General features: G+C 69.1%; 23 protein-coding genes and 3 tRNA genes. 12 read left to right on the top strand and 14 right to left on the bottom strand.

Annotated features, from left to right (window positions below):
• The first annotated feature begins 54 nt into the window (after positions 1–54).
• Complete coding sequence (gyrA, locus tag MRBLWH7_RS13790) at positions 55–2700, top strand: DNA gyrase subunit A (RefSeq protein WP_341995390.1); 2646 nt, start codon at positions 55–57, stop codon at positions 2698–2700.
• Positions 2697–3101 carry a DUF3566 domain-containing protein gene (locus tag MRBLWH7_RS13785; protein ID WP_045301979.1) on the top strand — a complete coding sequence of 135 codons (405 nt, stop codon included), beginning with the start codon at positions 2697–2699 and terminating at the stop codon, positions 3099–3101. Before gyrA ends, MRBLWH7_RS13785 begins: the two co-directional genes overlap by 4 nt.
• A gap of 57 nt (positions 3102–3158) precedes the next feature.
• Here MRBLWH7_RS13785 and MRBLWH7_RS13780 read toward each other — a convergent pair whose 3' ends face one another.
• Positions 3159–3872, bottom strand: coding sequence for a VIT family protein (locus tag MRBLWH7_RS13780; RefSeq protein ID WP_341995387.1), 714 nt, complete (start codon positions 3870–3872; stop codon positions 3159–3161).
• An 88-nt stretch (positions 3873–3960) separates the two neighbouring features.
• On the opposite strand from MRBLWH7_RS13780, the gene MRBLWH7_RS13775 reads away from it, so the two are divergent.
• The 3 genes from MRBLWH7_RS13775 to MRBLWH7_RS13765 all read left to right on the top strand — a co-directional run bounded on the left by MRBLWH7_RS13775 (position 3961) and on the right by MRBLWH7_RS13765 (position 4632).
• Positions 3961–4034 (top strand) — tRNA-Ile (locus tag MRBLWH7_RS13775).
• An 11-nt stretch (positions 4035–4045) separates the two neighbouring features.
• A tRNA-Ala gene (locus tag MRBLWH7_RS13770) sits at positions 4046–4118 on the top strand.
• Positions 4119–4191: 73 nt separating this feature from the next.
• Complete coding sequence (locus MRBLWH7_RS13765; protein ID WP_341995385.1) at positions 4192–4632, top strand: NUDIX hydrolase; 441 nt, start codon at positions 4192–4194, stop codon at positions 4630–4632.
• Positions 4633–4646: 14 nt separating this feature from the next.
• Here MRBLWH7_RS13765 and MRBLWH7_RS13760 read toward each other — a convergent pair whose 3' ends face one another.
• Both MRBLWH7_RS13760 and MRBLWH7_RS13755 read right to left on the bottom strand, forming a co-directional pair.
• On the bottom strand, positions 4647–5144 hold the full coding sequence (locus tag MRBLWH7_RS13760) for a YbaK/EbsC family protein (protein WP_341995383.1): 498 nt from the start codon (positions 5142–5144) through the stop codon (positions 4647–4649).
• Positions 5137–5652, bottom strand: a complete 516-nt coding sequence (locus MRBLWH7_RS13755) for a DNA helicase (protein ID WP_341995381.1) — start codon at positions 5650–5652, stop codon at positions 5137–5139. Before MRBLWH7_RS13755 ends, MRBLWH7_RS13760 begins: the two co-directional genes overlap by 8 nt.
• 96 nt (positions 5653–5748) lie before the next feature.
• On the opposite strand from MRBLWH7_RS13755, the gene MRBLWH7_RS13750 reads away from it, so the two are divergent.
• Complete coding sequence (locus MRBLWH7_RS13750; protein WP_341995379.1) at positions 5749–6321, top strand: peptidylprolyl isomerase; 573 nt, start codon at positions 5749–5751, stop codon at positions 6319–6321.
• 94 nt (positions 6322–6415) lie between these two features.
• Positions 6416–7309, top strand: coding sequence for a rhomboid family intramembrane serine protease (locus MRBLWH7_RS13745; protein ID WP_341995377.1), 894 nt, complete (start codon positions 6416–6418; stop codon positions 7307–7309).
• Positions 7310–7473: 164 nt separating this feature from the next.
• Here the strand turns inward: MRBLWH7_RS13745 and MRBLWH7_RS13740 are convergent, their stop codons facing one another.
• The gene (locus tag MRBLWH7_RS13740; protein ID WP_341995375.1) at positions 7474–7713 is read right to left on the bottom strand and encodes a cell division protein CrgA; all 240 of its coding nucleotides are present in this window, start codon (positions 7711–7713) and stop codon (positions 7474–7476) included.
• Positions 7714–7810: 97 nt separating this feature from the next.
• Between MRBLWH7_RS13740 and MRBLWH7_RS13735 the strand changes: the two genes are divergently transcribed.
• The 3 genes from MRBLWH7_RS13735 to MRBLWH7_RS13725 are packed head-to-tail and all read left to right on the top strand — an operon-like array spanning position 7811 to position 9398.
• On the top strand, positions 7811–8575 hold the full coding sequence (locus MRBLWH7_RS13735) for a class E sortase (protein ID WP_341995373.1): 765 nt from the start codon (positions 7811–7813) through the stop codon (positions 8573–8575).
• A complete protein-coding gene (locus MRBLWH7_RS13730) occupies positions 8575–8760 on the top strand; it encodes a hypothetical protein (protein ID WP_341995372.1) in 186 nt (61 codons plus the stop codon). The genes MRBLWH7_RS13735 and MRBLWH7_RS13730 overlap by 1 nt, the downstream gene beginning before the upstream one ends.
• Complete coding sequence (locus MRBLWH7_RS13725; protein ID WP_341995370.1) at positions 8757–9398, top strand: gamma-glutamyl-gamma-aminobutyrate hydrolase family protein; 642 nt, start codon at positions 8757–8759, stop codon at positions 9396–9398. Before MRBLWH7_RS13730 ends, MRBLWH7_RS13725 begins: the two co-directional genes overlap by 4 nt.
• A gap of 50 nt (positions 9399–9448) precedes the next feature.
• Here MRBLWH7_RS13725 and pknB read toward each other — a convergent pair whose 3' ends face one another.
• The 7 genes from pknB to MRBLWH7_RS13690 all read right to left on the bottom strand — a co-directional run bounded on the left by pknB (position 9449) and on the right by MRBLWH7_RS13690 (position 18328).
• Positions 9449–11143 (bottom strand): Stk1 family PASTA domain-containing Ser/Thr kinase, encoded by a 1695-nt coding sequence (gene pknB / locus MRBLWH7_RS13720; RefSeq protein ID WP_341995368.1) that lies wholly within the window; start codon positions 11141–11143, stop codon positions 9449–9451.
• A 94-nt stretch (positions 11144–11237) separates the two neighbouring features.
• Positions 11238–12947 carry a serine/threonine-protein kinase gene (locus tag MRBLWH7_RS13715; RefSeq protein WP_341995366.1) on the bottom strand — a complete coding sequence of 570 codons (1710 nt, stop codon included), beginning with the start codon at positions 12945–12947 and terminating at the stop codon, positions 11238–11240.
• The gene (locus tag MRBLWH7_RS13710) at positions 12944–14404 is read right to left on the bottom strand and encodes a penicillin-binding transpeptidase domain-containing protein (RefSeq protein WP_341995365.1); all 1461 of its coding nucleotides are present in this window, start codon (positions 14402–14404) and stop codon (positions 12944–12946) included. Before MRBLWH7_RS13710 ends, MRBLWH7_RS13715 begins: the two co-directional genes overlap by 4 nt.
• Complete coding sequence (locus MRBLWH7_RS13705) at positions 14401–15795, bottom strand: FtsW/RodA/SpoVE family cell cycle protein (RefSeq protein ID WP_341995363.1); 1395 nt, start codon at positions 15793–15795, stop codon at positions 14401–14403. The genes MRBLWH7_RS13710 and MRBLWH7_RS13705 overlap by 4 nt, the downstream gene beginning before the upstream one ends.
• Positions 15792–17030, bottom strand: coding sequence for a PP2C family serine/threonine-protein phosphatase (locus tag MRBLWH7_RS13700; RefSeq protein WP_341995361.1), 1239 nt, complete (start codon positions 17028–17030; stop codon positions 15792–15794). The genes MRBLWH7_RS13705 and MRBLWH7_RS13700 overlap by 4 nt, the downstream gene beginning before the upstream one ends.
• Positions 17031–17048: 18 nt before the next feature.
• Positions 17049–17588 (bottom strand): FHA domain-containing protein, encoded by a 540-nt coding sequence (locus MRBLWH7_RS13695; RefSeq protein ID WP_341995359.1) that lies wholly within the window; start codon positions 17586–17588, stop codon positions 17049–17051.
• Positions 17585–18328 (bottom strand): DUF3662 and FHA domain-containing protein, encoded by a 744-nt coding sequence (locus MRBLWH7_RS13690; RefSeq protein WP_341995357.1) that lies wholly within the window; start codon positions 18326–18328, stop codon positions 17585–17587. The genes MRBLWH7_RS13695 and MRBLWH7_RS13690 overlap by 4 nt, the downstream gene beginning before the upstream one ends.
• A 157-nt stretch (positions 18329–18485) precedes the next feature.
• On the opposite strand from MRBLWH7_RS13690, the gene MRBLWH7_RS13685 reads away from it, so the two are divergent.
• Positions 18486–18569 (top strand) — tRNA-Leu (locus MRBLWH7_RS13685).
• Positions 18570–18628: 59 nt separating this feature from the next.
• Here the strand turns inward: MRBLWH7_RS13685 and MRBLWH7_RS13680 are convergent.
• Together MRBLWH7_RS13680 and MRBLWH7_RS13675 are read right to left on the bottom strand one after the other, a co-directional pair.
• Positions 18629–19036: a GNAT family N-acetyltransferase gene (locus MRBLWH7_RS13680; protein WP_341995355.1), complete on the bottom strand. Its 408-nt coding sequence runs from the start codon at positions 19034–19036 to the stop codon at positions 18629–18631.
• A 128-nt stretch (positions 19037–19164) separates the two neighbouring features.
• Entirely contained in the window at positions 19165–19797 is a 633-nt protein-coding gene (locus tag MRBLWH7_RS13675) for a GntR family transcriptional regulator (RefSeq protein WP_341995354.1), read from the bottom strand.
• Between the two features lie 373 nt (positions 19798–20170).
• Here MRBLWH7_RS13675 and MRBLWH7_RS13670 point away from each other — a divergent pair, with 373 nt between their 5' ends.
• On the top strand, positions 20171–20377 hold the full coding sequence (locus tag MRBLWH7_RS13670; RefSeq protein ID WP_137845695.1) for a cold-shock protein: 207 nt from the start codon (positions 20171–20173) through the stop codon (positions 20375–20377).
• Positions 20378–20471: 94 nt separating this feature from the next.
• Here MRBLWH7_RS13670 and MRBLWH7_RS13665 read toward each other — a convergent pair whose 3' ends face one another.
• Positions 20472–22583 carry a DUF2156 domain-containing protein gene (locus MRBLWH7_RS13665; protein WP_341995350.1) on the bottom strand — a complete coding sequence of 704 codons (2112 nt, stop codon included), beginning with the start codon at positions 22581–22583 and terminating at the stop codon, positions 20472–20474.
• Positions 22584–22593 lie beyond the last annotated feature (10 nt).

Raw genomic sequence — 22593 nt, 5'->3', positions numbered from 1 at the left:
GCGAATCGAAACGCCGCAAGCCGATCTCGAAACGTAGAGAGACGAAAGAATCCGATGGCTGACGAAGAACGTCCCGACCCCACCCCCGAGCACGACCACGGACGCATCGATCAGGTGGACCTGCAGCTCGAGATGCAGCGCAGCTACCTGGACTACGCGATGGCCGTCATCATCGGCCGCGCGCTCCCCGACGTGCGCGACGGCCTGAAGCCGGTGCACCGCCGCGTGATCTACGGCATGTACGACGGCGGGTTCCGTCCCGACAAGTCGTTCTCGAAGTGCGCGCGCGTCGTCGGCGAGGTCATGGGTCAGTACCACCCGCACGGCGACACCGCGATCTACGACGCGCTCGTCCGGCTCGTGCAGCCGTGGTCGCTGCGCTACCCGCTCGCGCAGGGGCAGGGCAACTTCGGCTCGCCCGGCAACATGGGCGCCGCCGCCCCGCGGTACACCGAGACCAAGATGGCCCAGCTCGCGCTCGAGATGGTGCGCGACATCGAGGAAGAGACCGTCGACTTCCACGACAACTACGACGGCCAGACCCAGGAGCCGTCGGTGCTGCCGGCGCGCTTCCCGAACCTGCTCGTCAACGGTTCTGTCGGCATCGCGGTCGGCATGGCGACCAACATCCCGCCGCACAACCTCCGCGAGGTCTCCGCCGGCGCGCTGTGGGCGCTCGAGCACCCCGAGGCGTCGCGCGAAGAGCTGCTCGAGGCGCTCATGGAGCGCATCCCCGGCCCGGACTTCCCGACCGGCGCGCAGATCCTCGGCACCAAGGGCATCCGCGAGGCGTACCGCACCGGCCGCGGCTCGATCACGATGCGCGCCGTCGTCTCCATCGAGGAGCTCCAGGGCCGCACCTGCCTCGTCATCACCGAGCTGCCGTACCAGGTCAATCCCGACAACCTCGCGGTCAAGATCGGCGACCTCGCCCGCGACGGCAAGATCACCGGCATCGCCGACATCCGCGACGAGACCTCGGACCGCACCGGTCAGCGCCTCGTGGTGGTGCTGAAGCGGGATGCTGTCGCGAAGGTCGTGCTGAACAACCTGTACAAGCACACCCAGCTGCAGGAGAACTTCGGCGCCAATATGCTCGCGATCGTCGACAACGTGCCGCGCACGCTGTCGCTCGACGGCTTCGTCACGCTGTGGCTCGAGCACCAGATCGACGTCATCGTCCGTCGCACCAGCTTCCGTCTGCGCAAGGCCGAAGAGCGCATGCACATCCTGCGCGGCTACCTGAAGGCGCTCGACGCGCTCGACGAGGTCATCGCGCTCATCCGCCGGTCGCCCAACGCCCAGGAGGCGAACGAGGGACTGCAGAAGCTCCTCGACGTCGACGAGGCGCAGGCCGATGCCATCCTCCAGCTGCAGCTGCGCCGGCTCGCGGCCCTCGAACGGCAGAAGATCATCGATGAGGCCGCCGAGCTCGAGCTGCAGATCGCCGACTACAAGGAGATCCTGGCCACGCCGCAGCGCCAGCGCGACATCATCCGTGAGGAGCTCACGGCGATCGTCGACAAGTTCGGCGACGAGCGCCGTACGCACATCCTCCACGGGTTCGACGGCGACATGTCGATGGAAGACCTGATCCCCGAGGAGGAGATGGTCATCTCGGTGACGCGCGACGGCTATATCAAGCGCACTCGCAGCGACAACTACCGCCAGCAGCACCGCGGCGGCAAGGGTGTCAAGGGCGCGCAGCTGCGGGCCGACGACGTGGTCGAGCACTTCTTCGTCACCACGACGCACCACTGGCTGCTGTTCTTCACGAACAAGGGCCGCGTGTACCGCGCGAAGGCGTACGAGGTGCCGGAGGCGGGCCGCGACGCCAAGGGCCAGCACGTGGCGAACCTCCTCGCTCTGCAGCCCGACGAGGAGATCGCCCAGATCCTCGACATCCGCGACTACTCCGTCGCGACCTACCTCGTGCTCGCGACGCGGAGCGGTCTCGTCAAGAAGACGCGACTCACCGAGTACGACACCAACCGCCAGGGCGGTATCATCGCGATCAAGATCCGCGGCCAGGTCCCCGACGAGGACGACGAGGTCGAGGCCGGCCCCGAGGACGAGGTCGTCAGCGCCCTGCTCGTGGACGAGGGCGACGACATCCTCCTCATCAGCCGCCACGGCATGTCGCTGCGCTTCTCGGCGACCGATTCGGCGCTGCGACCGATGGGTCGCTCGACGTCCGGGGTGAAGGGAATGGACTTCCGCGCCGGCGACAGCCTGCTCTCGGCATCCCTCGCGACCGACGACGGCTATGTCTTCGTCGTGACCGAGGGCGGGTACGCGAAGCGCACCGCGGTCGACCAGTACCGCGTGCAGAACCGCGGCGGACTGGGCATCAAGGTGGCCAAGCTCAGCGAGGATCGCGGTGATCTCGCGGGCGGTCTCATCGTCTCGGAGGACGACGAGGTCTTGGTGGTTCTTGCCAGTGGCAAGGTGGTACGCTCTGCCGTGGCCGAGGTCCCCGCCAAGGGCAGAGACACGATGGGTGTCGTGTTCGCCCGCTCCAGTGACGACGATCGCATCATCGCGATCGCGCGCAACGGCGAACGCGGCCTCGCAGAAGAACCCGAGGATGCAGCCACCGACGGCGCCGACGCAGCACCGTCATCCGACACGCTCCACCAGGCCGACACCCTCGGATCGGATGCCTCGCCCCAGACCCCCGAAGAGAGCACTGACGCATGAGCACGGTAGCCGACAAGCTCGCCAAGAAATCGAGTCACAAGACCAGCGCGAAGCAGGTTCGCCTGCGGCTGGTGTACGTGGACTTCTGGTCCGCAGTGAAGCTGTCCTTCCTCGCCGCCATCGCCATCGCGGTGGTGACGGTGGTGGCATTCGTGATGGTCTTCCTGGTGGTGCAGACCACCGGCCTGATCGCGAAGGCCGACGAGTTCTTCTCGAGCTTCTCCGACGGCAGCATCCTGCTGTCGCAGTTCGTGAGCTTCCCACAGGTGCTGGCCTTCTCGGCCGTCGTCGCCATCCTGAACCTCGTGGTCGTGACGGTGCTCGGCGCCGTGATCGCGGGCATCTACAACCTCGCCGTCAAGGTGACCGGCGGCCTCCTGGTCGGCTTCACCTCGAACTGACGCACGACGCTCGGCGCCGGCATTCGATGACGGATGCCGGCGCTCGGCGGTTGCGGCCTACACCACGGTGGTGCCGAGCAGCGTGCCGATGAGCCATGTCGCGACGAGGGCGAGCGCGCCTCCGAGCACGAGGCGGGTGGCGGCGCGCGCCTTCGGGGCACCGCCGAGGTGGGCCGAGATCGTGCCGGTCGCGGCCAAGGCCACGAGTACGGCGACGAAGGTGACGGGCACGCGCCACTCGGGCGGTGGGAGCAGGATCGCCAGGAGCGGCAGCAGCGCGCCGAGGGTGAACGCGATCGCGGATGAGATCGCGGCGTGCCACGGGTTCACGAGGTCGTGCTGGTCGATGTGGAGCTCCACCTCGAGGTGTGCGGACAGAGCGTCGTGCGCCGTGAGTTCCTGCGCGACCTGGCGGGCTGTGGCGTCGGTCAGACCGCGGTCGCGGTAGAGCTGTGTCAGCTCTTCGAGCTCCGCGTCGGGCATGTCGCGCAGCTCGCCGCTCTCCTTGGCGATGAGCGCCCGCTCGGAGTCGCGCTGACTGCTCACCGAGACGTACTCGCCCAGGGCCATCGAGATGGCACCGCCGACGAGGCCGGCGATTCCGGCGGTGAACAGCGCACCGGTGTTCGTCGTCGCTCCCGCGACCCCGACGACGAGCGCCGCGACGGACACGATGCCGTCATTCGCCCCGAGAACACCCGCGCGCAGCCAGTTGAGTCGCTGTCCAAGGCCGACGCCGTGCGGCTCGCCGGGATGAGAAGTCCGCGCCACGCGCCCAGTCAACCAGGCCGATTCGTGAAATCAAGAATCGTCGGGTAAAGTCTTGGAGGTTGCGGAGCGCAGGTTCCGCAGTCAAAGCGGGGCTATAGCTCAGGCGGTTAGAGCGCTTCACTGATAATGAAGAGGTCCCAGGTTCAAGTCCTGGTAGCCCCACCGTAAGCCCCGGGGCCTTAGCTCAGTTGGTAGAGCGCCTGCTTTGCAAGCAGGATGTCAGGAGTTCGAATCTCCTAGGCTCCACAGACACGAAGCCGGTTCCGAGAGGGACCGGCTTCTGCGTTCTGGCACGAGGCTCGCGCAGTTAGGGTGAAGCATGGACCTGCGCGTCGCGGCGTACGCGGTGATCGTGGACGATCACGATCGTCTGCTGCTCGCGCACTGGAACGAGGGTCGCCGTGCCGCGTGGACGATGCCCGGCGGTGGGCTCGAGCCCGGTGAGGACCCCGCGAGCGCCGCCCGCCGTGAGGTCAAGGAAGAGACCGGCTACCGGGTCGAGATCGAAGGGCTCCTCGGCATCCACTCCCGCGTGATCCCCCCGGGGCGCAGGCTCAAACCCGGCGCGGATCTTCCCCTGCACACGCTGCGCATCGTCTATCGCGCCCGCATCACGGGTGGCAAGCTCCGGAACGAGACCGGTGGGTCCACGGATCGCGCCGAGTGGTTCTCCCTCGCAGAGGTCCGCGCGCTGCAGCGGGTCAAGCTCGTCGACATCGCCCTCGACATGGCGGGGATCGAGGTGCCGCCGCCAGACTGACGGACTCGAATGCGTCAGTCGATGGGCTGCGAGATGTCGGCGACCGTCGCGCCGTACGCGGCGATGAGCGCGTCGGCGTCGACGAACATGCTGTACCCGTGGGCGCCGGCTCCCATCGCGATGCGCTGGCCCACGATCTCGCCGTCCGCGTAGATGGGCCAGTCGTGCGTGCTGCCGAGGGGCACGATCGTGCCCCTCTCGTAGCCGGTGGCCGCCAGGGCGCGCGCCGGGTCAGGGAGCTGGAGCTTGTTGACGCCCACCACGGCGCGCAGCTTGGGCCACGAAATCGCGCGGTCGCCCGGGATCAGGGCGAACAGGTAGGTGTCGTCGCTGCGCTTGACGACCAGCGTCTTCACGATTCCCGACGGCGGGATGCCGAGGATCTCCGCAGCCTCCGGCAGGCTGTTCGCCGCCGGACGCTCCCGGATCTCGACGTCCAGGCCGCGCTCGGCGGCCGCCGCGCGGACGCGGTCGACCCCGGTCAGAGCCTCACCCGTGGCGGGTTCAGGCATCCGGTGCGCGCAGCGGGTCGTCCGCGACCCAGAGCTCGTCGTCGGCGCGCAGCGTCTGCCACGCGGCGTACAGCACGCCGACCGCAGCGGCGACCCCGAGGATGATGGCGATGACGCCGCCGGCGCCGATGCCCTTCTTCGCCGGAACCGGCGCGGCCTTCGCCCAGGACGACGGCAGGGGGAACCCGCGCCCGGAGGCGAGGTGCGAACGCTGCTCGTTCGCGGCGTCCCACACCGACAGCGCGGAGCCGACCACGGCGCCTGCTGCGGGGATGACCGTGCTGTTCACGACCTTCTTGCCCTTGTCGACGTAGGGGGCGGCGTACTTGTCGTAGCTCGCCTGCACCTGCGGCTTGACCTGCTCGCGACCGTAGTGACCCAGCTGGCGACTCGCCTCACGGGCGACGGTCGCGGCCTCTCCGACCAGGACCTGCTGGGCCTCCCATAGGTTTCCGGCCTGCTTCTGAAGCTTCTGGAGTTCCTTCTTGCGCTTGCGGCTGAGGCTCACGGTTGCCCTCCCTGTCGTGGGGATGTCGGTCTCTTCATCTTGCCAGACGACGGCTGAGACGGGAGGGGTTGCAGGGAACTCTGAGACAATGTAGGAATGCCGCTTCACACTGCTGTCGCAACGATCCACACCAACCACGGCGACATCGTCGTCAACCTGTTCGGCGACCAGGCTCCTCGCACGGTGCAGAACTTCATCGGCCTCTCCGACGGTTCGCAGGCCTGGACGCACCCGGCGACCGGCAAGCCGGGCGATGGACCGCTCTACAAGGACGTCATCTTCCACCGCATCATCTCGGGCTTCATGATCCAGGGCGGCGACCCGCTCGGTCAGGGCGTGGGCGGTCCCGGTTACAACTTCAACGATGAGATCAACGGCGAACTCACGTTCACCGCTCCCTACAAGCTCGCCATGGCGAACGCGGGCCTGCGCCGCAACGCGATCACCGGTCAACCCGAGGGCACCAACGGCTCCCAGTTCTTCATCACGGTTCCCGGCCAGGGCGGGCGCGGCCCGGAGTGGCTGCAGGGCAAGCACACCATCTTCGGCGAGGTCGCCGACGACGCCTCGAAGGCCGTCGTCGACACCATCAGCGAGGTGCCGACGGCTGCGGGCGACCGCCCGGTCGAGCCCGTCGTCATCGAGTCGATCGACATCGCCGCGGTCTGAGCGCTCCGCGCCGACCGGGTCCGGAGCAGCGTGCGCTGCCCCGGACCCGGACATCCGCATCCCTGAGCCCAGGCGAGACAGAGACGGGGCCCGCGTGAGCACGCAGGACTTCCAGCGCAACCGCGAAAACTTCTGCTACCGGCATCCGGACCGACAGAGCTTCGTGCTCTGCCAGCGCTGCCTGCGCACGATCTGCCCGGAGTGTCAGACGCAGGGCGCCGTCGGAGTCATCTGCCCGGAGTGCCTGCGCGACCAGCAGAAGGCGCAGTCGCCCGCGCAGAAGAAGGCCGAACGGCGGTGGTCTCGCCCCCGCGCGATGTCGGCGTCGTCCGGGCAGCCGGTCGTGACGTACACGATCATCGCGATCACGGCCTTCGTCTACCTGCTCACGCTCATCCCCGGCGGCTTCGGCGACATCGTCCAGGACGCGCTGTACTTCTGGGCGCCGCTGCTCTACCCCGAGTTCAGGGGAACCTCCCAGCCCTGGCGCCTGCTCACCGTCGCCCTGGTGCATTCGGGCATCTGGCATGTGGGACTCAACATGCTCGCTCTGTGGATGATCGGGCGCAGCCTCGAGCCTCTTCTCGGGCGGTGGCGGTTCCTCACGCTGTATCTGCTGAGCGCGCTCGGCGGCTCGGTCGCGGTGACGCTCCTGGCGTTCACGACGCCCGTGGTCGGGGCATCCGGGGCCATCTTCGGCCTCTTCGGAGCGCTCCTGGTGATCGGCCGTCACATCGGCGCGAACATCGCAGGCATCGCGCTGGTGCTCGGAATCAACCTCGTGATCGGGTTCATTCCCGGCTTCAACGTGTCGTGGCAGGCGCACGTCGGCGGACTCGTCGTCGGGCTGCTCGTCGCGTTCATCTTCACGCGCACGCGCGCAGTCCGCCAGCGCGGACTGCAGATCGGTCTGCTCGTCGCCGTCGGTGCGGGGCTGGTGGCGCTGCTGCTCGTGCCGGTCTTCTTCCCGGCGCTCGTGATCCTCTGAACAGAGTTATCCACAGGTTCATCCACACCCTGGGGAGAATGACACGGGTGTAATTCACAGGTGTTAACAGACTTGTTAACAACCCGCGGATCAGCCGGATCCGCAGCATCCGGGCATGGAAAAACCCCGGTCGTCATAGACCGGGGTTTCTCTTCGAAGTGTCGCTATCGCCAGCGCGTCGTCATCAGGAAGCCGATGAAGGCGATGCCGAAGCCGATCACGAGGTTCCATGCCCCGATGTCGGGGATCGGGAACGCCATGCCGCTCAGGTAGAAGACGAGGATCCACACCAGACCGACGAGCATCAGTCCGATCATGATCGGCTTGAACCACACCGGGTTGGGTGCGGCTTCGCCTTCTGCGCGCTCGACGAGCGAGTCGTCGTCTTTGCCGGGTCGTGCCATGCACAAGAGTCTAACTGCCAGCCACGCCACAGCCCGCCCTGATTAGAATCCACCTGTGGATGACGCGCTGCCCGGCCCGAGGCGATCTGCCCGCGGGGTGAGAACCCCACGCCGGCGCACGTCCGTCGTCGGCGTCATCGGCGAGGTCCTGATCACCGCCGGCGCCATCGTGCTCCTCTACGTCGTGTGGCAGCTGTGGGTAGGCGACCTCATCTATGGTGCCGAGCGCAACGCCGAAGGCACCGAGCTGTCGCAGGAATGGCAGGCGCAGTACGAGGATCAGAATCCCGAGGCCGCGCCCGCCCCCACGGAGGACGCCCTGACCGACCCCGAGGTCCAGCCGGTCACCGCGGCACCACCGGTGATCCCAGAGCCCGCTGACGCCGAGACCTTCGCCATCATGCGGATCCCCCGCTTCGGCGCCGACTACGCCGTGCCGATGGCCGGCGGGGTGACGCGGGCCCGCACCCTCGACCCGATCGGGATCGGTCACTACCCCGGCACGAAGATGCCGGGCGAGGTGGGCAACTTCGCCCTCGCCGCGCACCGCACGACGTGGGGCAAGCCCTTCAACCGCATCGCCGATCTGCACGTCGGCGACGCGATCGTCGTCGAGACGAAGGAGGGCTGGTACACGTACCGCTTCCGCACGCTCGAGTACGTCACACCGAACGAGGTCGAGGTGCTCCTGCCGGTCCCCCAGGCGATGGACGTCCCCGCGGGCACGGCCTACATCACGCTCACGAGCTGCAGCCCGATGTACGCGATGACCGAGCGCATCGTGGCGTACGGCGTGTTCGAGTCCTTCACACCCCGTACGGCGTCGGGCGAGGAGCCCGCCTCCCTCCAGGCGGTGGCCTGATGTACGCGGGTCTCTGGCGCATCCTTCCCGGGCCGGCCTGGGTACGGGTCCTCATCCTGGTCGTGCTGATCGCCGCGGCGCTGTACGGACTCCTCTTCTACGTCTTCCCGTGGGTGAGCCAGTTCGTGAACCCGCAGGAGGTCACCGTGACGCTCCCCGCACCGGGCGGGGTTCCGCTGTCGTGACCGACCCCTCGGCGTCGGCGCCGGTCCTCGTCGTCGACAACCACGACAGCTTCGTGCACACCCTGATCGGGTACCTCCACGAGCTGGGCGCCGACACCGACCTCGTCGAGGCGGACGCGCTCGCCGACCCGGCACGCGACGTCGCCGGCCGGTCCGGCGTCCTCGTCTCCCCCGGACCCGGAACCCCCGCCGACGCGGGCGCGTCGATCGAGGTGGTCCGTGCGGCAGCGGCCGGCGGCATCCCGCTCCTGGGAGTCTGTCTCGGCCATCAGGCGATCGGCGAGGCGTTCGGCGCGACCGTCGATCACGCCCCCGAGCTGATGCACGGCATGACGTCGCTCGTGCACCACGACTCCTCGCGCCTCTACGAGGGATTGCCCGATCCGTTCACCGCGACCCGCTATCACTCGCTCGCGATCGTTCCCGAGACGCTGCCCGACGACCTCGTCGTCACGAGTCGCACGGCGAGCGGCGTCATCATGGGCGTCGCGCACCGCACCGCGCCCATCGTCGGGGTTCAGTTCCACCCCGAGAGCGTGCTCACCGAGGGCGGGTATCGGCTGCTCGGCAACTGGCTCGCCTCGATCGGATACACGGATGCCGCGGCCCGGGGCGCGGCGTTGAGCCCCCGGCGCTGAGCCCTCGGCGCTGAGCCCCCGGCGCTGAGCCAGGGCGGCGTGCCGCCGGCTCAGGCGCCCGTGCAGTACGTCAGCGTGATCTCCGAGTGCACGGCGACGTCGCCGGGCGTCAGGGACTGCGACGACACCGTCGGCGGGGTGGAGCCCGCGCAGTTCGGGTCCTCCGCGGGGATCACGGTCAGGCCGAGGCCCTCGAGCTCCCGCGTCGCGGCGTCCACGGTGTAGCCTCGCACGTCGTTGATGGCCACCCGGCCGGAGGCGACCACGAGGTTCACCATCGTGCCGGTGGGCACGCTCGACCCGCCGACGGGGTTGCTCGAGATGACCGTTCCCGCGGCGAGATCCTTGTCGTTCTGCTGCGTGATGGTGCCCAGCTGCAGGCCCGCTCCGGTGATGGCGGTGGTCGCGGCATCCTGTCCGAGTCCTGTGAGCGTCGGCACGGTCGACATCTGCTGCCCGCTCGACACGTAGACCTTCACCTGCTGATCCGGGGTGACCGACGTCCCCGCCGCGGGATCGGTGCGGATGACGTTGCCCTCCACGACCTCGGTGCTCTCCTCGTCCAGGCGGATTGCGCGGAGGTCCGATTCGGCAAGCGTGTCGTTCGCCCGCTCGTACGTCATGCCCGACACGTCCGGCACCTCCCGCGCGTTGCCAGGAACATCGTCGCGCGGCTGGATCGTGAGCACCCAGAACAGCAGCGAGATGAGCAGCACCGCGAGGAGCGCCACGCCCGCCCAGATCCACGCGACCGGCGGCCCGGCCTGCGTGCGCTTCATCGTGGTGTCGGTGCTCAGCTGACGCAGCGATCGCGCCGTCTCTGCGGCCTGCCGCGGGTTGGGCCCGTAGAGCTCGCTGGTGAGGGCGCCGACCTGGCGCTTGGTGGGCTGCCTGCCGTCGACGGTCGCATCGAGGGCCTCGCGGAACCCCGCAGCGTCCTGGTAGCGCTGGAACGGATCCTTCGCGAGGGCGCGGAGCGCCACCGTGTCGAGGGCCCGCGGCACGGTCTCGTTCACCTCGGAGGGCGGGACCGGTGCCTCGCTGACGTGCTGGTACGCGACCGCGACGGGGGATTCGCCGCGGAACGGCTGGCGGCCGGTCAGGAGCTCGTACAGCACCACACCCGTCGAGTACACGTCGGCGCGCGCGTCGACGGGCTCCCCCTTGGCCTGCTCAGGCGAGAAGTACGCGGCGGTGCCGAGGATCTGCGTGGTCTCGGCGACCGTCGACGACGAGTCCGACACGGCGCGGGCGATGCCGAAGTCCATCACCTTCACCTGACCGGCATCCGTCACCATGACGTTGCCGGGCTTGATGTCGCGATGCACGACGCCCGCGCGGTGCGAGTACTCGAGAGCCTCGAGGATGCCGTCGACGTAGCGGACGGCATCCGGCACGGGAACCGGGCCCGCAGCGATGATCTGCTTGAGAAGGCGCCCCTTGACGAGCTCCATCACGATGAACGGGACGGGGCGCACCGTGCCGTCCGGCGCGGTCAGCGAATCCTCGCCGGCGTCGTAGACGCGCACGATCGTCGGATGCGCCATGCGGGAAGCCGCCTGCGCCTCCAGGCGGAACCGGGTCCGGAACGCGTTGTCGTCGGCCAGCTCGCGGTCGAGGATCTTGATCGCGACCTCGCGGCCGAGCGTGAGGTCGTACCCGCGGTAGACGCTCGCCATGCCGCCCCGGCCGATCGGCTCATCGATGCGATAGCGCCCCGAAAGCACGCGCGGCTCAGCTGTCACGGTCACTCCCTGCCTGGAACATCAGCCACATTAGCCGAGCCCGAGCGGGTCGCACGTGCCGTACGACCCGCTCGGAGGACTCACTCAGTCAAGCTCACGGCGTGGGCGTCGGGATCGGGACCGCGGCCTCGATCAGCACGGTCGCCTCGCCGGACGCACCCGACGTGCGGTTGCCCGCCGTGCCGCCGCTGCAGGTGACGGTGTACGTGACGATCACGGTCTGACCGGCCGTGTCTCCCGCGGTCACAGTCGCGTTGCGCGCGTTCTGGGGGAAGTTCGGACCGTTGGCGATCGTGCCGTTCTGGACGGCGAAGGTGTACGAGCTGACCGAGCCGGTGCCGGACGGACACGTGTAGCCGTCCCACATCACCGTCAGGTCGCCGCCGGGCTCGACCGTCGCCGGGGATCCCTGGAACGTCGGGGTCGCGGGCGTCGGCATCGGGGTCTGACCCGCGTAGGTCGTCAGCTCGATGATCGTGCTCTTCGGCACGTTGCCCGTCGGGGTGACGCTGTAGACCTTGCCGACGCTGGCCTCGTCGGGCGCGGCGTTACCCTCCTGACAGCTCGCGCCGAGGCCGAGTGCGTCGAGCGCGGCCGACGCGGTGGGGCAGTCCTGCCCGACGTAGTCGTCCGCGACGACGTTCACCGTGGTCGGCGTCGGCGTCGGCGTGTTGGTCGGCGTCGCCGTGGGCGAGGCGGAGGTCTTCGTCGGGTCGGGCTCGGGCTCGTTGCCCGAGTTCGCGACGACGGCCCAGATCGTGCCGATCAGCACGAGCAGCAGCAGGGCGATGAGCGCGATCAGCGGCCACGTCCACGGACTGCGCTTCTTCTTCTCGGGCGTCTCTTCGGCGCCCTCTTCGCCCGGCGCGGGCATGAGGCGGGTCGCCGCAGATGTGTCGGAGCCGGAGGCGAGGAGCTGGGTCGCCGCATCGCCTGCGGCTGCCGCGCCCGCGATCGCCGGGACCGCCGCCGCGGCGGCGGCGACATCACCACGGCGCAGCGCCGTGGCGGCGCGTGCGACGGCTGCCGCCGACGCCGGGCGTTCCTCGGGCTTCTTGGCGATCATCGCCATCACGAGGTTCTGCACCGGGACGGCCACTGTCGCGGGCAGCGCGGGCGGCTGCTCGTTGATCTGCGCCATCGCGATCGCGACCTGCGACTCGCCTGTGAACGGACGCTTGCCCGCGAGGCACTCGTAAGCGACGATGCCGAGCGAGTAGATGTCGGTGGCGGGGGACGCCGGGTGTCCGGACGCCTGCTCGGGCGACAGGTACTGCACGGTGCCCATGACCTGACCGGTGGCGGTGAGCGGCACCTGGTCGGCGATGCGCGCGATGCCGAAGTCGGTGATCTTCACGCGCCCGTCGGGGGTGATGAGGAGGTTGCCGGGCTTGATGTCGCGGTGCACGAGACCGGCCGCGTGCGCGGCCTGGAGCGCCGCGGACGTCTGGGCGACGATGTCGAGGGTCTTGTCCGTCGACAGGGATCCGTCGCGCTCGAGGATCGTCGACAGCGCCTCGCCGGGAACGAGCTCCATCACGAGGAAGGCGCTGCCGTTCTCCTCGCCGTAGTCGAACACGCTGGCGATGCCCTCGTGGTTGACGAGCGCCGCGTGGCGGGCTTCGGCACGGAAGCGTTCCAGGAAGCCCGGATCGCCCATGTACTCGTCTTTGAGGATCTTGATGGCGACGGTTCGCCCGATGACGTGGTCGGTCGCCTCCCAGACCTCGCCCATGCCGCCGATCGCTATGCGCGAATCGAGTTCGTATCGGCCGCCGAAGGTCACGCCTTGCGTCGGTCTCATCGTCCCAGCACCGCCTCCATGACCTTCTTCGCGATAGGAGCGGCGATGGTGTTGCCGCTGCCCGATTGTCCTTGCCTGCCGCCGTCCTCGACGACCACGGCGACGGCGACCTCGGGGTTGGCAGCAGGTGCGAACCCGGTGAACCAGAGCGTGTACGGCTCATCGCCCGTGTTCTCCGCGGTTCCCGTCTTTCCGGCCACGTCGACCCCGTCTATTCTTGCACCCGACGCGGCACCGTCACTGACATTGGCGACCATCATCCGGACCAGCTCGTCCGCCAGGTCCGCCTCGAGGGCCCGCCCGAATTCACTGTCGTCGAAGGTCTTCTGAACAGACAGATCCGGGCCGATCACGCGGTCCACCATCCTCGGGTTCATCACGATCCCGTCGTTCGCGATGCCCGCCGACACCATGGCCATCTGCAGCGGCGTCGCCGTGACCTGACCCTGACCGAAGCCGCTCAGCGCCGTCTGCGCGTCGTCCTGGATCGTGCGGGGATACCCCGACGGCGTCGAGACGACCGGAAGCTCGAACGACTTATTGAACCCGTACTTCTCAGCCTCTTCGCGGATGGCGGCGTCGCCGAGCTCCACCGCGAGCTCCGCGAAGGGGATGTTGCAGCTCAGCCGCAGCGCGTCGGCGAGGGTGACGGTGTCACCGCCGCCGCACGTCCCGCCGCTGGCGTTGTGCACGACGCTCGAGGACTGCGGCAGCTGGTACGTGGCGGGGTTCGGGAGCGTCGACTGGGGTGTGTACTTGCCGGACGCGAGGGCAGCGGAGGCGACGACGAGCTTGAACGTCGACCCCGGTGGGTTGAGGTCGCCGGCGATCGCGCGGTTCGACAGCGGCTTTCCCGGGTCGGCGACGAGAGCGTCGTACGCGGCGTTCACCTCGCTCGTGGCGTGCGAGGCCAGCACGTTGGTGTCGTAGCTCGGGCTCGTGACCATCGCCAGGACGCGCCCGGTCGACGGCTCGATCGCGATGACCGCGCCCTGCAGGTCGCCGAGCGCCTCGTATGCGGCGCGCTGCACGCCGGCGTCGAGCGACAGCACGACGTTCGAGCCGCGCGGGGGCTGCCCGGTGAAGATGCGCTCCACGCGCGACAGGAACTGCGAGCCCGCCGTGCCGCTGAGCTCCTGGTTCATCGCCTGCTCGATCCAGGTCGCCGAGTTCAGCGCCGGATTGATGTAGCCGGTGACGGGCGCCCACATCTCGGCATCCGTGTACACACGCTGCCAGCTGTAGAGGTCGCCGGACGGCACGGACGACGCGATGGCCGAGCCGCTCGCGATGATCGACCCGCGCTGCACCTCGTAGGAGTCGTACAGCGCGCGGCGGTTCGCGGGGTTCGCGGCGAGCTCGTCGGTCTGGATCACCTGGATCCAGCTCGTCGACCCGAACAGCGCGAGGAACATGACCAGCATCAGGACGCTGAGACGTCTCAGTTCCTTTGTCATCCGATCACCACCCGGGGCCGGCTCCGCACGGCGTCGGAGATGCGCAGGAGGAGGGCGACGATGATCCAGTTCGCCACGAGCGACGAACCGCCCGCGGCGAGGAACGGTGTGGTGAGGCCGGTGAGCGGGATGAGGCGCGTGACGCCGCCGACCATGATGAACACCTGCAGGGCGATCGTGAACGACAGGCCCGTTGCCAGGAGCTTGCCGAAGTCGTCCTGCCCGGCGAGACCGATGCGGATGCCGCGGCTCGTGAACACCATGTACAGGCACAGGATCGCGAAGACCCCGATGAGGCCGAGTTCCTCGCCGAGCGCCGGGAGGATGTAGTCGCTCTCGGCGACCGGCGTGAGGTACGGCCGCCCCTGGCCGAGGCCGGTGCCCAGCAGGCCGCCGTTCGCCATGCCGAAGATGCCGTTGACGAGCTGGTAGCTGGAGTTGTCCATCAGCTCGGGGTTGAACGCGTCGAGCCAGTTGTTGAAGCGCGCGCCCACGTACGGGAGGATCCGCGACGCGAGGAACGCCCCCGACACCGCGAGTACGACGCCGATGAGCACCCAGCTGGTCTTGCCCGTGGCGACGTAGAGCATCGCGACGAACATGCCGAAGATGAGCACGCCGGTGCCGAGGTCGCGCTGCAGCACGATGATGCCGAGCGACACGAGCCAGATGACGAGCAGCGGCCCGAGCTCGCGGGCACGGGGCCAGGTCATGCCGAGGAAGCGCGTGCCTGTCGACGTCAGGCTCTCCCGCGTGCGGACGAGATAGCCGGCGAAGAAGATGCCGAGGGCGATCTTCGCGAGCTCGCCGGGCTGGAACGTGAAGAAGCCGAGGTCGACCCACACGTCGGCGTTGCCGCCGCCGCTGAGTCCCGGGATCACCGGCAGGATCAGCAGCACGATGCCCACGAACCCGAAGATGTACGTGTACCGGAACAGCACGCGGTAGTTCTTGAGGAACATCACCACGAGGATCGCCGCGACCAGGGCGATCGCCGCCCACGCAAGCTGCCGCGTCGAGAACGCGTCCCACCCGTGGCGCTCCCCGTACAGGTCGAGCCGGTAGATCATCGCGAGGCCGAGGCCGGTGAGCAGCGTCGCTATCGGCACGACGAACGGGTCGGCGGCGCGGGCGCGCAGGCGCAGGAGGATGTGCAGCGCGATCACGAGGGCAGTGAGGCCGCCGCAGTAGACGAGGAACGTCCAGTCGATGAAGTCCTGCGCGCCGAGCTGCACCAGCGCGATCGCAGAGCCGTTGATCGCGAACGCGAAGATCAGCAGGGCCAGTTCGCGGTTGCGCTGGGTCTGCGGCACGCGGATGCGGCGCAGCGCCCGCACCACGGCGGTGTCGGTAGAGACCGCCTCGGTGGGCGTGCCCGTGGATGCGTTCATCCGCCGCCTCCCGCCAGGTCGCTGATTCCCGACACGATCTGCCGCGCGTGCGACAGCGAGTTCGCCGAGATGGTCTGCTCCACCGTCGCACGGGCGAAGTTCGAGAGCGAATCGAGCGGGATCCCCGTGTCTTCGTACGGGGTCGACAGTGAGATCGGCCCGATGCCCTGTTGCACGCCCTGGTAGATGACGACAGTGTCCTCGTCGGCGCCGACGAAGTAACGCGTCTGGGTCCATTGGTAGCCGAGCCATGCGGCCCCCGCGATGATCACGAGCACGAGGGCGACGCCCGCGATCCACCCGATGCGGCGCCGACGGGCGCGCCGGCGGTCCTCTTCGATGAGCTCCTCGAGGAACTCGGGCGCGGGCTCGAAGTGGGTGGGCTCGTTGGCCGCCTGGCGGTTCGGGTGCAGCCAGCTCGAGCGCCGCGGCGCGGCGGCCGGCACGTCGACGCCGATCGGGTTCGACGCGGAGCCGACGATCGTGGGCGTTCCCGAGAAGAGCGGATGCTGCCCGCCGACGTCGACGATGACGATCGTGACGTTGTCGGGGGCGCCGCCGTCGAGAGCCTGCTTGAGCAGGTTGTCGGCCGTGCGGCCCGGCGCGAGGCCCAGCCCGAGCGCCTTGGACGTATGGGGGTCGTCGACCACGCCCGACAGCCCGTCCGAGCACAGCAGCCAGCGGTCGCCGGGCTGCGTCGGCATGATGAACGTGTCGAGCTCGGGGTCGGTGTCCATGTCGCCGAGCACGCGCATGAGCACCGAGCGACGCGGGTGGTAGCGCGCCTCCTCGGGGGTGATGCGGCCCGAGTCGACGAGGCGCTGGACGAACGTGTGGTCCGTCGTGATCTGCGTGAGGGCCCCGTCGCGGAACAGGTAGATGCGCGAGTCGCCGATGTGGGCGATGACGGCGTAGTCCTCCACCATGATCAGCGCGCTGACGGTGGTGCCCATGCCGGCGAGCTCCGGCCGGACGCCGACCGTGTCGACCAGGTCGACCGCGGCGTCGGAGATCGCATCGCGCAGCGCCCGCTCCGCCTCCGCGGTCGAGTCGAACGGCCTGTCGAGGCCTTCCAGGCGCGAGATCGCGAGGCTCGACGCGACGTCGCCGCCGGCGTGGCCGCCCATGCCATCGGCGACGATGAACAGGTTCGAGCCGGCGTACCCGGAGTCCTGGTTGTTGGAGCGCACCTTGCCGGTGTGCGAGATCGCGGCGCTCGAGCCCTGGAAGACCATGTGGGAGGGGTCCGCCCGCTACTTCCGCAGCTCGAACGTCGTCGCGCCGACCTTGATCGGAGCGCCGAGGTTCACGGGGACCGGGGCGGTCACACGCACGCCGTCGTGCCAGGTGCCGTTCGTCGAGTCGAGATCCTGGATCATCCACTGGTCGCCCCACAGCACGAGGCGCGCGTGGTGGCTCGACGTGTAGTCGTCGCGGACGACGAGGCCCGACTCGCTCGAGCGGCCGATCGTGAGGGGCTCGTTCCCCAGCGGGAGCTCGAGTCCGGTCTTCGGTCCGCTCGTGATGACGATGCGCGCCGCGGTGGCGGTCGTGGCGGGTCCGCCGGGCTTGGCCGGCGGCGCGGCCGCGGCCGCGACGGGTGCCGTGACGGACGACGCGGCGCCGGGAGCGGAGGCCGCGGGCGCGGCCGCTGCGGCGGCTGCGGCATCCGGCATCCGCCTGACCTTCACCCCGAAGAGGTCGGCGCGCAGCGAGTACACGACGGCGAAGACGAAGGCCCACAGCAGCACCAGGAACCCGATGCGCAGCAACAGCAGGGTGAGCTCGCTCATGCCAGCGGGCCCCTCTCCTGCGCGTCGAACGCCCGGGTGGCATCGTCGACGGATGCTGCGGGCCTGGGCGCGCTCGCCTGCGCGACGACGCGGAACACGATGTCGGTGCGGCCGATGCGCACGGTGGCGTCGGGCGGGAGCGCCGCCTCGGTCACCTTGCGGCCGTCGAGCATCGTGCCGTTGGTGGAGCCGAGGTCGCGCACCATGGCGCGCTCGCCGTCCCACAGGATCTCGACGTGCTTGCGGCTGGTGCCGGAGTCGGCGACCGTGATGTCGGCGTCGCTGCCACGGCCGATGACCGTGCGCGACTTCGTCAGGGGGATGCGGCGGCCTTCGACGTCGACGACGCCGCGCCACGACACGCGGCCGCCCTGCGCGGTCGACGACTCGACGCGGAGGGTGCCGGTCGAGAGCTCGTCGTCGCGCCGGATCGCGATCGTCACGGGGCCCGCGAACGAGTACCCCTGTGCTTTCGCGTGCGCATGGACGAGCGTGTCGAGCTCATGCAGGAGCGCGTCGCCGAACCCTGAGATGCGGTCGTCGTCGGCGGGCGACAGGCGCACCGTGAACGTGTTCGGCGCGAGGATGCGGTCGCGGCTGACGACGGCCGCCTTCTTGTCGAGCTCGCTGCGCAGGGCCGATGCGATCTCGACAGGCTGGATGCCGCTGCGGAAGGTCTTGGCGAACGCGCTGTTGACTGCGCGCTCCAGACCTTTCTCGAAGCTGTCAAGTAGTCCCACGGAGCTCCTCTAGAGGGGGGTGCCGGTTGCTACATGCTAATTGCACACGCTGTACCCGTCATGAATCGCGCCCCCCACCAGGTGAGTTCGGAAGGGGCCGCGACGCATGATATCCTCGGGAAGTTGAGTTTCGCGGGATCTCCGGATCACGCAGCTCGCGCGAGTGGCGGAATAGGCAGACGCGCTGGCTTCAGGTGCCAGTGCCCGAAAGGGCGTGGGGGTTCAACTCCCCCCTCGCGCACAGCGCAGAAGAGGACTCCCGAGAGGGGGTCCTCTTCTTCTCTGTGCGCTCCTGCGCGCTCACGCGCCGTCGAGCGCGGGCGGGAGCGTGAAGACGATCTCCTCGATCTCGCGGCCGACGCCCGGGGCGAAGTCGACGTTTCGCGACACCTCGGTGAAGCCGACCTTGGTGAGCACGGCGATCGAGGCGGTGTTGTGGGCCGCGACACGGGCGAAGAGCGGGCGTATGGGCTCGCGCGAGATGAGATGACGCAGCGCCGCGGTCGCGACGCCCCGGCCCCACGCGTGGCGCGCGATCCAGTAGGTGACCTCGCGGTCGCCGTCGACGGTGAAGGATGCCGCAGTCCCGGCGAAGCCGCCGTCCTCGGTGACCACGAACGAGAGCACGCCGGGCGTGGCGAACTGACGGGCGATCCACGCATCGAAGGCGTCGCGGTCGTCGGGATCCTCGGCGGTGAAGGCGGCCATGCGATCGCCTCGCGGTCGCGCATCATCTCGAAGATGGCGTCGAGGTCGTCCTCGTCGACGGGTCGCAGCTCGATATGGTGCACGGTTTCACGGTAGCCGCGGCATCCGTCACCGAGAAGAGCGGGAGATCAGTTCAGACCGTGGATGCTGCGCAGCAGGGATTCGGCACGGTCGCCGTCGCGGGCGACGAAGGCGGCGCGGAACTCCTCATAGGCGGCCGTGCGGCCGATGGGGCATTCGATGAACGGTCGCCAGCCGACCATGTCGCGCCGGAGAGCGAACTCGTACTCGCGGACGAACTGCCGCAGGGCGAAGTTGCCGCTCGCGCGGGTGACCACGGAGAAGAAGGCGTGGCTGGCCACGGCGAGGGCCTCGGCGTCGTTCGCGCGGGACGCGGCGATGACGTCGTCGAGCCGCTCCAGCGCGGCCTCGAGCGCCTCGGCGTCCGCGCGCGCCGACGCCATGCGCACCGCGAGTCCCATGTTGAAGGCGACGAGCTCGATCGTGTCGTTCTGCTGGTTGGGGTGCGAGACCCGTGTGTAGCGGTGCGGGGACACCTCGACCAGGCCCGCCCGCTCCAGGCGCTGCAGCGCCTCGCGGACCGGGGTGCGGGAGACTCCCAGCCACTCGGCGAGCTCCTGGTCGCGCAGGCGCTCGCCCGGTGCCAGTCGGCCGTCGATGATGGCCTCGCCCAGGCGTGCATACACCTCGTCTCCGAGGACGGCGCGGCTCGGCTCGAGCGGGACGAAGGGGGCGGTCATGAGTGGCACCAGTGTACGCCGGAGGATTCATCTGCATAGACCCTCTCGAGGCGGCCTTAAGGAGGTTCCCCGCGAGCCCGCCGGACCCCATCAGAAAGTGCGCGAACACTGAGGATCCGGCCTCGCTCTCGCGCTGATATATCGGTACGATGATCCATGTCCACGTTAAGACGTGGCCTATCCGGGGGGATCCGTCGACGCCCGGGCTTTCGAGCCAAGCTCAGCCCGGGCGGACGATGGCCCCTGTGGTCCACCGGTTGCTCTGCAACATTTGTGTCACCATCGCAAATGGGTCTCGCCGCGCGCCCGCCTGTTCACTACGTTGGATTGCAATCGCCGCAATCGCGACGAGATCAACGAAGAACGGCAAGTAATGAGCACGCAGGGCACCGTCAAGTGGTTCAACTCGGAAAAGGGATTCGGCTTCATCGCTCCCGATGAGGGTGGCGCAGACGTCTTCGCGCACTACAGCGCAATCGAGTCGAGCGGGTACCGCTCCCTCGAGGAGAACCAGCGGGTCGAGTTCGAGATCGCGCAGGGACCCAAGGGCCTCCAGGCCGAGAACATCCGCCCGATCTGATCGGCGGACCGATCGCTTCACGCGGTCGAAGCCGCGGTATCCCAGAGGTGGGTGCCGCGGCTTCGTCGCGCGCGGGCGGCCGGCTCGGGAGGACTCATTCGCGGTCGCCGCGCACGAGCTCGAGTCCGGCGCCGGCGAACTGACGCAGTGTCGCGTCGGGCAGGAACGCCCGCGTGAGCGCTCCGCCGATCCGGGTGAGGTCGCTCTCGTCGCGGTAGAGCAGGTACATCGTCTCGTACCGCGGGTGGAACTTCTCCTTGAAACGGTGCAGCGACCGGAACCCGTAGACCGGCTCGAGTGCGTCGGCGAGCTTGTCGCTGAGCGCAGCGATCATTCCGGCATCCGGCGGGTAGTCGTGGGCGAGCGGCGCGCCCGACAATGACATGATCTCCGCGCCCTCGTCGGAGAACAGCCTCGCCGACGAGCCGATCAGGAACTCCATCACGGGGCCGAAGCCGCCCTCGCGTCGACGCATGAGATCCAGGGTCCAGCCCCGGACGACGCCTTCTTCGCTCCCGCGGCCTACTCCGCCGCCCCGGGGATCGCCGTAGACCGGCAGCCACGACAGGAACCCGTCGACGTCGCCGTTCGGCGCGAGCGCCAGGGCGAGGCGCACCTCCGGGTCCTCCGCCTCCACGAGCGTGCCGAGCGTGAACCCCATCTCGGGGAGGCCCTTGTCGCCGACCCACATCTCGGAGATCGCCCGCAGCTGCTGCTGCACACCCCACGACTCGTCTTTCAGGCGCGTCATGCGGAACGTCATGTCCTCGCGACCCGCGCGGTTCAGCGACGAGCGCACCGAGTTCCATCGCTTTCCGGTGAACTCGAGCCCTGGCAGGTCGACGATCGTGTCGTCGGCGACGACCAGGCTGCGCCACGACGCCGGCACCGCAGCCCGCGTGGCCTCGTCCGCGCTGAAGAAGCACGGGACCAGTCCCGCCCGCTCGGCATCGTGGATGAACTCCTGCACGGATGCTGCGCGCGATGCCTCCGGACCGATCGGGTCAGCGAGCGCCAGCGCCACACCCGCGCGCCGCTGGTAGGCGACGATGCTGTCGGTCGTGCGGGCGTAGGTGTTCCCCTCCCAGGTCGTCATCCACGAGAGGGTCCCGCCGCCGTGGGCGCGCAGCATCCGTTTCACATCCTCGACGCCCGGATGGGGCTGCAGGCCGATGCGCGACCGCCGCCGAGCGCGGAAGGCACGGCGCACCCAGATCAGGTAGACGAGCACGAGCAGCCACATCGCGCCACTGGCCAGCGACAGCTCGGTCTCGCCGTCGATCGTCGCCTCGACCTGGGCCTCCGAGGCGAGGATGATGGCCACCCCGACGAGGAGCGCGGTCAGGATGTTGAAGACAGCGAGGATCACCGCGAGCACCCACGCCCACCGGCGTCCGCGGCGCAGCCCGTTGGCGATGATGACGATGATGACGACGTCGATCAGGAAGTCCCAGAACCCGCCCGAAGCGGGCTGGGTCGGTCCGAACGGGCCGCTCGTCGGCACGAGGATCGTGATGACCTCGACCGCGCCGAGCACCAGCACCGAGATGAAGGCGATGAGGCGCTGCTCGCGCATCGTCGTGCGTTGGACGCGCAGCGACCGGTCGACGAAGAGCACGAGGAGCACCGCGAGCAGGTGCTCGAGGTCGGCGAGCGTGCCCCAGAAGAGCATCGCCACGAACACGAAGCCGAGCAGCACGAGCCACGCGCGCACGCGCCAGGGGCTGCGCAGCAGGCCGACGGCCGCGGCGATGCAGGCCATCGTGCCGCCCGACGGGCCGACGTCCAGTGCCGCGGCCTGGGTCTGCGCCCAGTCCCACGACGCGATCGCGGAGCACCCCCACAGCACGAGCGCGGTCGCGAAGATCGCGAACAGCTGCCCGACCCAGTAGTAGGCCAGCGCGACGCGCCATCCGCGCCGGAACTCGAGGTACGCCATGCCGACGAAGCCCGCGATCGTGAACGCGTAGACCCAGGGCGCGTTGACGAAGAATGTTCCGGTGACCGGCGTCCACCATCGCCCCTCCTCGAAGGCCGGAAGCCCGTACGCGACCGCGTCGAAGAAGTCCGAGTCCTCGAACGGCCGCCACAGCCCCTGCCACGCGACGCCCGCCACGAGGATCAGCGCGATCATCGTGAGTGTCGCCGGAATCCGCCCCGCCCCGGCGAGCACGCGGTTCGGTCTCTGAGTCGCCCCGTCGCTCATGGGGTTCACG

The organism is Microbacterium sp. LWH7-1.2 (assembly GCF_038397755.1).
Classification (GTDB): Bacteria; Actinomycetota; Actinomycetes; order Actinomycetales; family Microbacteriaceae; genus Microbacterium.
The sequence above is the reverse complement of the archived record's forward strand: the minus strand, read 5'-3'. Positions and strand labels throughout refer to the sequence as shown.

What these genes read in the sequence shown, in the direction of transcription:
- MRBLWH7_RS13715 (WP_341995366.1), bottom strand. Translation starts at nt 12,947, where the DNA reads ATGAGACCGACGCAAGGCGTGACCTTCGGCGGCCGATACGAACTCGAT.
- MRBLWH7_RS13675 (WP_341995354.1), bottom strand. Translation starts at nt 19,797, where the DNA reads ATGACCGCCCCCTTCGTCCCGCTCGAGCCGAGCCGCGCCGTCCTCGGA.
- gyrA (WP_341995390.1), top strand. Translation starts at nt 55, where the DNA reads ATGGCTGACGAAGAACGTCCCGACCCCACCCCCGAGCACGACCACGGA.
- MRBLWH7_RS13710 (WP_341995365.1), bottom strand. Translation starts at nt 14,404, where the DNA reads ATGACAAAGGAACTGAGACGTCTCAGCGTCCTGATGCTGGTCATGTTC.
- MRBLWH7_RS13785 (WP_045301979.1), top strand. Translation starts at nt 2,697, where the DNA reads ATGAGCACGGTAGCCGACAAGCTCGCCAAGAAATCGAGTCACAAGACC.
- MRBLWH7_RS13740 (WP_341995375.1), bottom strand. Translation starts at nt 7,713, where the DNA reads ATGGCACGACCCGGCAAAGACGACGACTCGCTCGTCGAGCGCGCAGAA.
- MRBLWH7_RS13760 (WP_341995383.1), bottom strand. Translation starts at nt 5,144, where the DNA reads ATGCCTGAACCCGCCACGGGTGAGGCTCTGACCGGGGTCGACCGCGTC.
- MRBLWH7_RS13695 (WP_341995359.1), bottom strand. Translation starts at nt 17,588, where the DNA reads ATGAGCGAGCTCACCCTGCTGTTGCTGCGCATCGGGTTCCTGGTGCTG.
- MRBLWH7_RS13680 (WP_341995355.1), bottom strand. Translation starts at nt 19,036, where the DNA reads ATGGCCGCCTTCACCGCCGAGGATCCCGACGACCGCGACGCCTTCGAT.
- MRBLWH7_RS13765 (WP_341995385.1), top strand. Translation starts at nt 4,192, where the DNA reads ATGGACCTGCGCGTCGCGGCGTACGCGGTGATCGTGGACGATCACGAT.
- MRBLWH7_RS13750 (WP_341995379.1), top strand. Translation starts at nt 5,749, where the DNA reads ATGCCGCTTCACACTGCTGTCGCAACGATCCACACCAACCACGGCGAC.
- MRBLWH7_RS13700 (WP_341995361.1), bottom strand. Translation starts at nt 17,030, where the DNA reads ATGGTCTTCCAGGGCTCGAGCGCCGCGATCTCGCACACCGGCAAGGTG.
- MRBLWH7_RS13730 (WP_341995372.1), top strand. Translation starts at nt 8,575, where the DNA reads ATGTACGCGGGTCTCTGGCGCATCCTTCCCGGGCCGGCCTGGGTACGG.
- MRBLWH7_RS13705 (WP_341995363.1), bottom strand. Translation starts at nt 15,795, where the DNA reads ATGAACGCATCCACGGGCACGCCCACCGAGGCGGTCTCTACCGACACC.
- MRBLWH7_RS13670 (WP_137845695.1), top strand. Translation starts at nt 20,171, where the DNA reads ATGAGCACGCAGGGCACCGTCAAGTGGTTCAACTCGGAAAAGGGATTC.
- MRBLWH7_RS13665 (WP_341995350.1), bottom strand. Translation starts at nt 22,583, where the DNA reads ATGAGCGACGGGGCGACTCAGAGACCGAACCGCGTGCTCGCCGGGGCG.